Origin of the sequence: Phytoactinopolyspora endophytica, assembly GCF_004138495.1 — a bacterium.
Taxonomy (GTDB): domain Bacteria; phylum Actinomycetota; class Actinomycetes; order Jiangellales; family Jiangellaceae; genus Phytoactinopolyspora; species Phytoactinopolyspora endophytica.
This window is the reverse complement of the sequence record NZ_ML142850.1, coordinates 68,562-76,956: the sequence shown is the minus strand read 5'-3', so window position 1 is coordinate 76,956 and position 8,395 is coordinate 68,562. Positions and strand designations below refer to the sequence as shown.

Here is an 8,395-nt window from a genome sequence, read left to right as displayed (position 1 = left end):
CTCCGGGAACACCTGGCCGGTGACGGTGCCGTTGCCCTCTTGCAGAGCTTGGAGCAGCGACTCTCGATCGAACGCGTAGTTCAGTGCCTGCCGCACCCGGACGTCGCCGAGCGCCTCGTTCATCGTGCCGTCCCGGTCGAGCAGCAGTAGACCGTGGAAGTCGAGCTCGTTGGCGTTGACCGTCCAGCCGGCCCCCTCGACCTCTCGGAGGTTGTCGTTGGTGGCCAGTTTCACGCCGTTCGCCTCGCCGGCCTTGATGGCGTTGAGCGATGCCGTGGGGTCCTCGAACACGTTGATGGTCACGCCGTCGTAGTGCTGGACGTCAGGGTTCCAGTAGTCCGTGTTCTTCGTATAGACGTAGCTCGTGCCGGTCACGGTGGCCGCCGTATCGAGTATGTACGGGCCAGAGCCGACGGGGTCGGTGGCGAGGTTCTCGTCGTCGAAGGACTCGGCGCTGGCAACGAGGCCCGCATCGCGGGTGAGGTAGTCGAGGAAGGCGGGGTCCGGAGCGGAGAGGTGGATCTCCACGGTGGTCTCGTCGACCGCGACGATCTCATCGATGCCGGCGAAGTAGCCGGCATCCGGCGAGTCGCCGCTCTTGAACCGCTCCAGGTTCTCCTTGACCACGTCGGCGGTGAGCGCCGAGCCGTCGGTGAACTCCACGTCGTCGCGCAGCGTCAGCGTGAGCACCGTGTTGTCGTCGTTGTATGACCAGTCGGTGGCCAGGAACGGCTCGATCTCACCTCCCGGGGTTGCGAGCAGGAGCGTGTCGTACACGGCCTGGTAGAAGGGGGCACGGTTGCCCCACTGGCTTCCGGCCGGATCGAAGGTGGTCGGGGCGATGATCGCGCCGAGGGTGAGAGTCCCAGAGCCCTCTGACGCCGACGCCTCACCTCCCGTGTCGGTTTCGCTTCCGCACGCGGCCAAGGCCAGCGCTGCGATGACCGCGATGGATGCTGTGGTCCTCTGGTGGAACATCGTTGGTCCCTCCGAAGCTCAGGGCAGCGTTGCGTGCTGCCGTGAGTCGGTACGGTAACATTCAAAACCGAGTGGTCGCTAGGTTTTTATTAAACCGTAACGCCACCTTGATCAATTGCGAGTTTGGTGGCAAATAGCGCCCTAACCTGGTACTTGATCAAGCGTCAGACTGCCATGACCGCGTATACGGTGGGAGCACGGCGGACGATCGAGAGGAGGCAGCGGCAGGTATGAGCACCGTTGAGCAGGCACCGAGCCGGCGCGCCGGAAGACCTCGCGGTCCATACGCGAAGACCGAGGAGAAGCGGCGGGCCATCCTGGACGCAGCGCTCGAGGTGTTCGCCAAGAGCGGGTACCGAGCAGGCTCCATCCGTGACGTCGCTGAACGTGTGGGCATGAGTGAGGCGGGACTGCTGCATCATTTCCCGAACAAGAGTGCGCTGCTCGCGGCGGTACTGGACCGTCGCGACCAGCACGCGACCGAGATGGTGCCGCTCGAGGACGACGACGCTCCTCTCGTCACGCTCACGGGTCTGTTGCGACTGGCCGCCTACAACAGCTCCGTGCCCGGCGTCGTCGAGCTCTACTGCACTCTCTCGGCCGAGGCGACCGCACCCGACCATCCAGCGCACGACTACTTTGTGCGGCGCTACGAGTGGGTACGTGCCCGCCTGACCCGCATGTTCGAGAAACTTGAGGAGCAGGGTAGCCTCCAACCGGGAGTGCGCCCGGCCAGCGCGGCACGCTCGGCCGTCGCCATGATGGACGGCCTGCAGGTTCAATGGCTGCTCGACCGCGACTCGGTCGACATGGCCGAAGAGCTGCGCGACCATTTCGCTCGTCTCGTCACCGTCGAGCTCGTGCCCATCGGTGACACCGAAGCCCCCTGACCCCGCGGCGCGAGCATCCTACGCTTCCACGATCGAGCTGGACTCTGGCCGCACGGCAGGTCTGGCAAAATGGGCGCCATGCCGGGTCCGCTGCGTGTCCGTGGCTCGGTCGTGATCCCGGAGGCCGAGCTGCGATGGCGCTTCTCACGTTCGTCGGGGCCGGGCGGTCAGTCGGTCAACACCACGGACAGCAGGGCTGAGCTCAGCTATGACCTGGCGGCATCCGCGGCCCTGAGTCCAGGGCTGAAGGAACGTGCGCTGCGGCGGCTGGCTGATCGACTCGCTGATGGAGTGCTCACGGTCAGCGCTTCGGAACACCGATCCCAGTTGCGCAACAGAGAGGCGGCGGAGGCCCGTCTCGTGCAGATACTGGACGAGGCTATTGCGCCGCCGCCGCGGGCACGTCGACCGACCAAGCCCAGTCGTGGCTCGATCGAGCGCCGGCTGGCGGCCAAGCGCCGCCGCGGTGAAACGAAACGTAGACGCAGAGCGGACGATGACTGATATAGCTCATTGAGTCCTTCGCGAAGGACGCCCGGGACGTCCGGCGCCGTATCTGTGTACCGAAGCCATGTGGCAACGACAATCTGGCAGCGGAAGGCTTGAATTCGATACCCAGGTACAGGTTTATGGTAGTCGGTATGGACATCACCGACACTGGTCGGACACCAGGTCCGTCGTTCGTGCCCGATGCATGCACCCTGCCAACCGCGGAACAGCCGCTACGGGTGACCGAGTTCGCTGACATGTTCGCCACCGCCGTGCACCGAATCGTGCGCACGTCTGCAACCGAGCTGCATCTGATCCTGGATGGCTATCCCGCTACCGAGGCGACGGCTCGCGAGCTCGCGGCGCGCGAAACCGACTGCTGCTCCTTCTTCACATTCACCTTCCACCCGGCAAGGGTCGGCCACGCGGTGCGGGCGCTGGAGGTCACGGTCACCGTCCCAGCAGCTCACGTGGCCGTTCTCGACGGTCTTCAACACCTCGCCGAGACCGTCGTCAAGGGGTCGGGGCCGGCGTGACCACTGACGCGCTCGCTGAGTCCGGCGATGGGCTGCGCAGTGGTGCGCTGGCGAGGGCGGCCGGAGTGAACCAGCAGACGTTGCGATACTACGAACGTCGCGGCTTGCTCCAGGCGCCAGAACGTACACCGGGCGGGCACCGTCTCTATCCGGCCGGTACGGTCACGCTGGTCAGGGTCATCAAGACTGCGCAACGTCTCGGCTTCACCCTCGACGAGATCTCCGAGCTGATCCACACCGGCCGGCATCACGCACGCTCGGATGCCGATCTCCACGAGCGCGCCGCGGCCAAGCTCACCGAGATCGAGGCACGCATCAACGACCTCACGATCATCCGTGACACCCTCCGTGCCGCACTCGACGCCGGGTGCCACGACTTACAGACGTGTGCACACAGTCCACAGTGTCCGATTCCGTTCACCACTCTGGCCGGCACGGCCTAGAGTTCCGGCATGACCGTCGCTCGATCGATCGCGCTGTTCGTCCTGGCCGCCATCGCAGAGATCGGTGGGGCCTGGCTCGTCTGGCAAGGCGTCCGGGAGAACCGGGGACTGCTCTGGATCGGAGCCGGTGTCATCGCGCTCGGGCTCTATGGGTTCGTCGCCACGCTGCAACCGGATCCGCACTTCGGGCGGATCCTGGCCGCCTATGGCGGTGTCTTCGTCGCCGGCTCGCTCACGTGGGGCATCATCGCCGACGGCTTCCGGCCCGACCGCTACGACATCATCGGCGCAGCGATCTGCCTGCTCGGCGTCGCCGTCATCATGTATGCGCCACGATCGTCATGACCGGGAAGGGCCGCCCCATGGGCGAGGCGGCCCGCTCGATCGATCAGAACAGGCCGGCTGACGAGCCGCTGGCGACCGTTGTGATCAGTGGTCGTCCCAGTGGTCGTCGTGATGTGCGTGCCGGTGGCCATCGTGGACGTAGTCGACGTGGTCGTTGTGGGGTACGGCAACGTGCCCGCAGCCGCTACCGTGCTCATGGGCGTGGCCCTCATGAGCGATGTGCCCGTCGGGCTCACACTCGTCGACGTGATCGTCATGCGACCGGTGCAGGTGGCCGTCGTGAGCGTAATCCACATGGTCATCGTGGGGGATGGCCACGTGTCCGCAGTCTCCGCCGTGCTCGTGGACATGGCCTTCATGAAGAACGTGGGCTGTTGCGGTCATGGCTTCTACCTCCCGTGGGCCTGACGATGCTCGTCGCATCTCATATGGGCGAACGATGATGCGCACCTCACGATACGGCCAAAGCGACGACTTGACCCGCTGATCGCCGGATGTGGTGATCCGATGGCTGCCGGTTCACGTGGCGCGACCTGTGATCTCCGGCTGGGCCAGCCGCCAGGAGCTGGCGCGCTCGCGGTCCGCCCACAGCTGGGCATAGCGGCCACCAGCAGCATGGAGCTCCGCGTGTTCGCCGCGTTCGATCGCCCGGCCGCCGTCCATGACGACGATCTGGTCGGCCGAGCGGATCGTGCTCAGCCGGTGCGCCACGACGACGACGGTGCGATCGCGGACCAGCTCGGCGAAGGCCTGCTGGACGGCCTGCTCGTTGATCGGGTCCAGGGCCGAGGTCGCCTCGTCGAGCAGAACGATCGGCGAGTCCTTGAGGATGGCGCGGGCGATGGAGATGCGCTGGCGCTCCCCTCCGGACAACGTGCCGCCGGCCTCGCCGACCGGGGTGTCGTAGCCCTGTGGCAAGGCCATGATGAACTCGTGCGCCTGAGCTTGACGTGCTGCGGCCTCGATGGTCTCGTCGGTGGCCCCGTCGCGGCCGAAGGCGATGTTGTCGCGGATGGTGCCCTGGAACAGGTAGACGTCCTGGAACACGACGGTGATCGCGTCGAACACCTGCTCCGGGGTGAGATCGCGGACGTCGGACCCGCCGAGCCGCACGGCTCCGTCGTCGACGTCCCAGAACCGCGCGATCAGCGCCAGCACCGTGCTCTTGCCGGCGCCGGACGGTCCGACCAGGGCCGTCATCGTCTTCGGCGGCACGTCCAGCGATAGCCCATGCACCACGGGCTGCCCGGGCAGGTAGCTGAATGTGACGTCCTCGAGCTGGACCGACGGCTCAGCCACCCCGGGTCCGACCTCGGCGGGCGACGACTGCGGGGGCAGGTCGTGCAGTGCGCCGATGCGTCGCAATGCCGCCTCGGCCAAGCGGGACTCCTCGGCACTGCCGACCACCTGGAGCAGTGGTGCGTAGACCCGGAGCACGAGGACGAGGAAGATCAGCACGGTCCCGGCGTCGATGCGCCCGTCGGTGTACCAGTAGCCGAGCATGCCGATGGTCAGCGGGACACCGAGCTGCAGGATCACCATGGTCAACAGCGCGACCGGCACCAGCTTGACCGTCAACCGCTCGTTGATGCGCCGGACGTCGGCGACGGCGTCGTGGAACCAGTCCAGCCGGGAGCCGGTCCGGTCGAAGGCACGCACAACCGCGATGCCCTGCACGTACTCGATGACCCGGGCGTTGGCGACGGCGGACAGGTTACCGCGTTCCAGCGCCTGGCGGCCGAGATAGCGGGACGTCCACTTGTACAGCGGCAGGGAAGCGGCCACGCTGACGGCCACCACGAGCGCCATCGGCGCATCGACGGTGAGCAGACCGGCCACGATGAACACCGGAAGCGACACGGCTCTGAACCACGTGGGAAGGCCGTTGTGGGCGTAGGTCGAGACCGCTTCCATGTCGCTGGTCAGCACCGTCGACACGTCACCGGCGCCGCGGTCGCGGACCGTGCCGAGCGGGAGACGCTGGACGTGTTTCAGCGTGTCGGTGCGCGCCTGACCGATCCCGTAGAACGTCGCCGTCCACGCCAGCCGGTTGCTGAGGTAGCCGAATGCGTACTGACCGGCGACGCCGGCGAGGACGAGCCCGATGGCCAGCCCGACCTGGCCGTTGGTGAGCGTGTCGGTCCGGATCCGCTCGATCGCCCACACCAGCGTCACCACGGGGACGGCCGCGGCCATCGACATCAGGACCTGGGCGACCAGCGCGACGGCGTACGCCCGGCGGTGCGGGCCGAACAGCCGCCAGATGGTGCCGACTGTGCTGGTGTAGAAGGTGGGCTGGTCGGTGGTTAGCACGAGGGCACCGTCTTTCTGGTGGGCGTCGTTTCGTTGCGCGGTCATGAACCCTCCTGACGGACCGCGTCGCCGAGGGCGACCTGTTCGGCGGACTGGAACGCGTGCCACATGGTGGCGTAGAGACCGTCGGCGGTCACCAGCTCGTCGTGCCGGCCGTGCTCGGTGATCCGTCCTTCGTCGACGACGAGGATCTGGTCCGCGCCGACGATGGTGGACAGCCGGTGCGCCACGATGATGACGGTGCGCCCGGCCACGAGCGCGTCGATGGCGTCCTGCAAGGCCACCTCGTTCTCCGGGTCGACGAAGGCGGTGGCCTCGTCCAGGACGACGACCTCGGTGTCCTTGAGCAGGGTCCGGGCGATGGCCAGCCGCTGCCGTTCACCGCCGGAGAGGCGCGCGCCGTGCTGGCCGATACGGGTCTGGTAGCCCTCGGGCATCGCGGCGATGAACTCATGGGCCCGCGCTGAGCGGCAGGCCGTCTCCAGCTCCTCGTCGGTGGCGTCCGGGTGGGCCAGCCGCAGGTTGGCGGCGACCGTGTCGTCGAACAGGAACGTCTCCTGGAAGACGAACGAGACGTGCCGCATGAGCTGGGAGAACGGGATCTGGCGGACATCCGCTCCGCCGACCCGGATCGCGCCCGCATCGACGTCGAAGAACCGGCAGATGAGGCGGGCAACGGTGCTCTTGCCGGCACCGGACGGACCGACCAACGCGGTCACTGTGCCAGGCTCGGCGTGGAAGGAGACACCGGTCAGCGCGTCCCGGTCGGCGCTGTCGTAGCGGAAGCTCACGTCGTCGAACTCGACCGAGGAGTCGCGCAGGTCGGCGTCGTGGCCGGCCTCGGGGAGCTCGCCGGCGTCCTTCAGCTCGTTGATCAGCTGGACCCCATAGGTCAGGTGGGAGATGTTGGCGCTGAACTCGAGCAACTTGACGACCGGCGCCCCGTAGCCCAGCCCGATGACGAAGAAGAACAACAGCTCAGGGGTCTCGATGGCGTCGTTGGACCACAACAGCAGGCCCACCGGCACGATGGTGACCACGGTGGACGCTGCCACCGTGTAGAAGGCGGTGAAGAGGGGGAGGAACGCCCGTCCCCAGTCGGCCTGGTACTTCGCGGCGCCGTGGATCGCCTCCTGCGTCTCGGCGAACGTCTCGCCGGTGCGGTTGAACGTCCGCACGATCGGCAGCCCACGGACCATCTCCACGATCGAGCCGTTCATCCGGCCCATCGACGCCATGTAGCCGCCCATCAGCGGCTGGCTGCGGGCCACGCCACGGCTCATCAGTGCGACGGCGGCGACGACGCAGACCGCCGCGGCGAGGGCCATGCGCCAGTCGACGACGAACATCCAGGTGGTGCTCGCGAGCACCACCACCACGGCTGCCACCAGGTCCGGGATCGCGTGCGCGAGGAAGAGCTCCAAGCGCTCGATGTCCTGTGACACGGTGCGTTGGATCTCGCCGGACCGCTTTCCGGTGACGCGCCCCAGGGGCACCCGGCCTAGCCGTTCCCCGATCCGCATACGCAGCCGGAACAGCGTGCCGAACGCGGCTTGGTGCGAGATGTAGGTGGACAGGCCCTGGAAGAGGTACTGCCCGACCACCAGCGCTAACGCGGCCCAGGCCAAGCCGTAGAAGTCGCCCGCGTCGGCCGTGCCGTCCACCACGCCACGCACAGCCAGGTAGATGACGTAGAACGGACCGAGCTGACAGAGGGTAGCCAGGGCGGCCAAGACGGCGGACAGGACATATCGTCCGGCGTCGTCCCGGGCGAAGGGCAGCAGCGTCGCGATCCGTGACCGCAGCGTGCCGCCGGCGGGACCCGGCTCGGCCTCGGACGATGGGTCGGTCTCCGGTGGCGCGGATGGCGCGGACTCGGAGGTGTCGACGCTCATGTTTTTCCTCCCAGCGGTGTGGACAGGTGTGCTGTGTCAGTGGCCCGCCCCAAGGCCGGTGCCGTCGTCAACGTCGTCCTGAGCGACGTGACGGCGCCGACGAGCGACGCGGTGACGGGATGGCGGGGGCGGTCGAAGACGTAGGCGGTGGGACCGCTCTCGTGGACACGGCCGGCGTCGAGCACCACGACCCGGTCGGCGACGCGGCGGATGTAGCCGAGCTCGTGGGTGATGAAGACGACGGCGACGCCCAGCTCGTCGCCGAGCCGGTCGATCAGCGAGAGCACGGCCGCGGCGACGGTGGTGTCCAGGGCGGACGTGACCTCGTCGCAGATCAGTACCTTCGGCCGGGCCGCCAGCGCCCGGGCCAGGGCTGCCCGCTGGCGTTGGCCGCCGGACAGCTCGGCCGGACGGCGCTTGGCGTCGGCGGCGCTGAGGCCCACGCGTTCGAGCAGCTCGGTGGCGATCGTGGACGCGCGCGCCCGCGACTCGCCGTGCAGCAGCCG

At 67.6% G+C, this 8,395-nt stretch carries 10 protein-coding genes; 5 read left to right on the top strand and 5 right to left on the bottom strand.

The window, feature by feature from the left end; translation table 11 throughout:
* Positions 1 to 978 (bottom strand): ABC transporter substrate-binding protein (locus ELR45_RS36710; RefSeq protein ID WP_240759149.1); only part of this gene is annotated, 978 nt, incomplete at its 3' end.
* Positions 979 to 1,208: 230 nt separating this feature from the next.
* Here ELR45_RS36710 and ELR45_RS03690 point away from each other — a divergent pair.
* From ELR45_RS03690 to ELR45_RS03670, 5 genes are all read left to right on the top strand, one after another.
* Positions 1,209 to 1,868: a TetR/AcrR family transcriptional regulator gene (locus ELR45_RS03690; RefSeq protein ID WP_129663581.1), complete on the top strand. Its 660-nt coding sequence runs from the start codon at positions 1,209 to 1,211 to the stop codon at positions 1,866 to 1,868.
* A gap of 78 nt (positions 1,869 to 1,946) precedes the next feature.
* Positions 1,947 to 2,372, top strand: coding sequence for an alternative ribosome rescue aminoacyl-tRNA hydrolase ArfB (arfB, locus tag ELR45_RS03685; protein ID WP_129663579.1), 426 nt, complete (start codon positions 1,947 to 1,949; stop codon positions 2,370 to 2,372).
* 137 nt (positions 2,373 to 2,509) lie between these two features.
* Positions 2,510 to 2,893 (top strand): hypothetical protein, encoded by a 384-nt coding sequence (locus ELR45_RS03680; protein WP_129663577.1) that lies wholly within the window; start codon positions 2,510 to 2,512, stop codon positions 2,891 to 2,893.
* Positions 2,890 to 3,336, top strand: coding sequence for a MerR family transcriptional regulator (locus ELR45_RS03675; RefSeq protein ID WP_240759148.1), 447 nt, complete (start codon positions 2,890 to 2,892; stop codon positions 3,334 to 3,336). The genes ELR45_RS03680 and ELR45_RS03675 overlap by 4 nt, the downstream gene beginning before the upstream one ends.
* A 9-nt stretch (positions 3,337 to 3,345) precedes the next feature.
* Entirely contained in the window at positions 3,346 to 3,681 is a 336-nt protein-coding gene (locus tag ELR45_RS03670; RefSeq protein ID WP_129663575.1) for a YnfA family protein, read from the top strand.
* 84 nt (positions 3,682 to 3,765) lie between these two features.
* Here ELR45_RS03670 and ELR45_RS42460 read toward each other — a convergent pair whose 3' ends face one another.
* The 4 genes from ELR45_RS42460 to ELR45_RS34535 all read right to left on the bottom strand — a co-directional run.
* Positions 3,766 to 4,065 (bottom strand): hypothetical protein, encoded by a 300-nt coding sequence (locus tag ELR45_RS42460; RefSeq protein WP_129663573.1) that lies wholly within the window; start codon positions 4,063 to 4,065, stop codon positions 3,766 to 3,768.
* 135 nt (positions 4,066 to 4,200) lie between these two features.
* Positions 4,201 to 6,039, bottom strand: coding sequence for an ABC transporter ATP-binding protein (locus tag ELR45_RS03660; protein ID WP_129663571.1), 1,839 nt, complete (start codon positions 6,037 to 6,039; stop codon positions 4,201 to 4,203).
* On the bottom strand, positions 6,036 to 7,889 hold the full coding sequence (locus ELR45_RS03655; protein ID WP_129663569.1) for an ABC transporter ATP-binding protein: 1,854 nt from the start codon (positions 7,887 to 7,889) through the stop codon (positions 6,036 to 6,038). The genes ELR45_RS03660 and ELR45_RS03655 overlap by 4 nt, the downstream gene beginning before the upstream one ends.
* The coding region (locus ELR45_RS34535) for an ATP-binding cassette domain-containing protein (RefSeq protein ID WP_165367450.1) at positions 7,886 to 8,395 on the bottom strand (510 nt) is incomplete at its 5' end. The genes ELR45_RS34535 and ELR45_RS03655, both read right to left, overlap by 4 nt.

Excerpts from the sequence above, each read along its gene's own strand:
- ELR45_RS03690 (WP_129663581.1), top strand. The coding sequence starts at position 1,209 with ATGAGCACCGTTGAGCAGGCACCGAGCCGGCGCGCCGGAAGACCTCGC.
- ELR45_RS42460 (WP_129663573.1), bottom strand. The coding sequence starts at position 4,065 with ATGACCGCAACAGCCCACGTTCTTCATGAAGGCCATGTCCACGAGCAC.
- ELR45_RS03655 (WP_129663569.1), bottom strand. The coding sequence starts at position 7,889 with ATGAGCGTCGACACCTCCGAGTCCGCGCCATCCGCGCCACCGGAGACC.
- ELR45_RS03660 (WP_129663571.1), bottom strand. The coding sequence starts at position 6,039 with ATGACCGCGCAACGAAACGACGCCCACCAGAAAGACGGTGCCCTCGTG.
- ELR45_RS03670 (WP_129663575.1), top strand. The coding sequence starts at position 3,346 with ATGACCGTCGCTCGATCGATCGCGCTGTTCGTCCTGGCCGCCATCGCA.
- arfB (WP_129663579.1), top strand. The coding sequence starts at position 1,947 with ATGCCGGGTCCGCTGCGTGTCCGTGGCTCGGTCGTGATCCCGGAGGCC.
- ELR45_RS03680 (WP_129663577.1), top strand. The coding sequence starts at position 2,510 with ATGGACATCACCGACACTGGTCGGACACCAGGTCCGTCGTTCGTGCCC.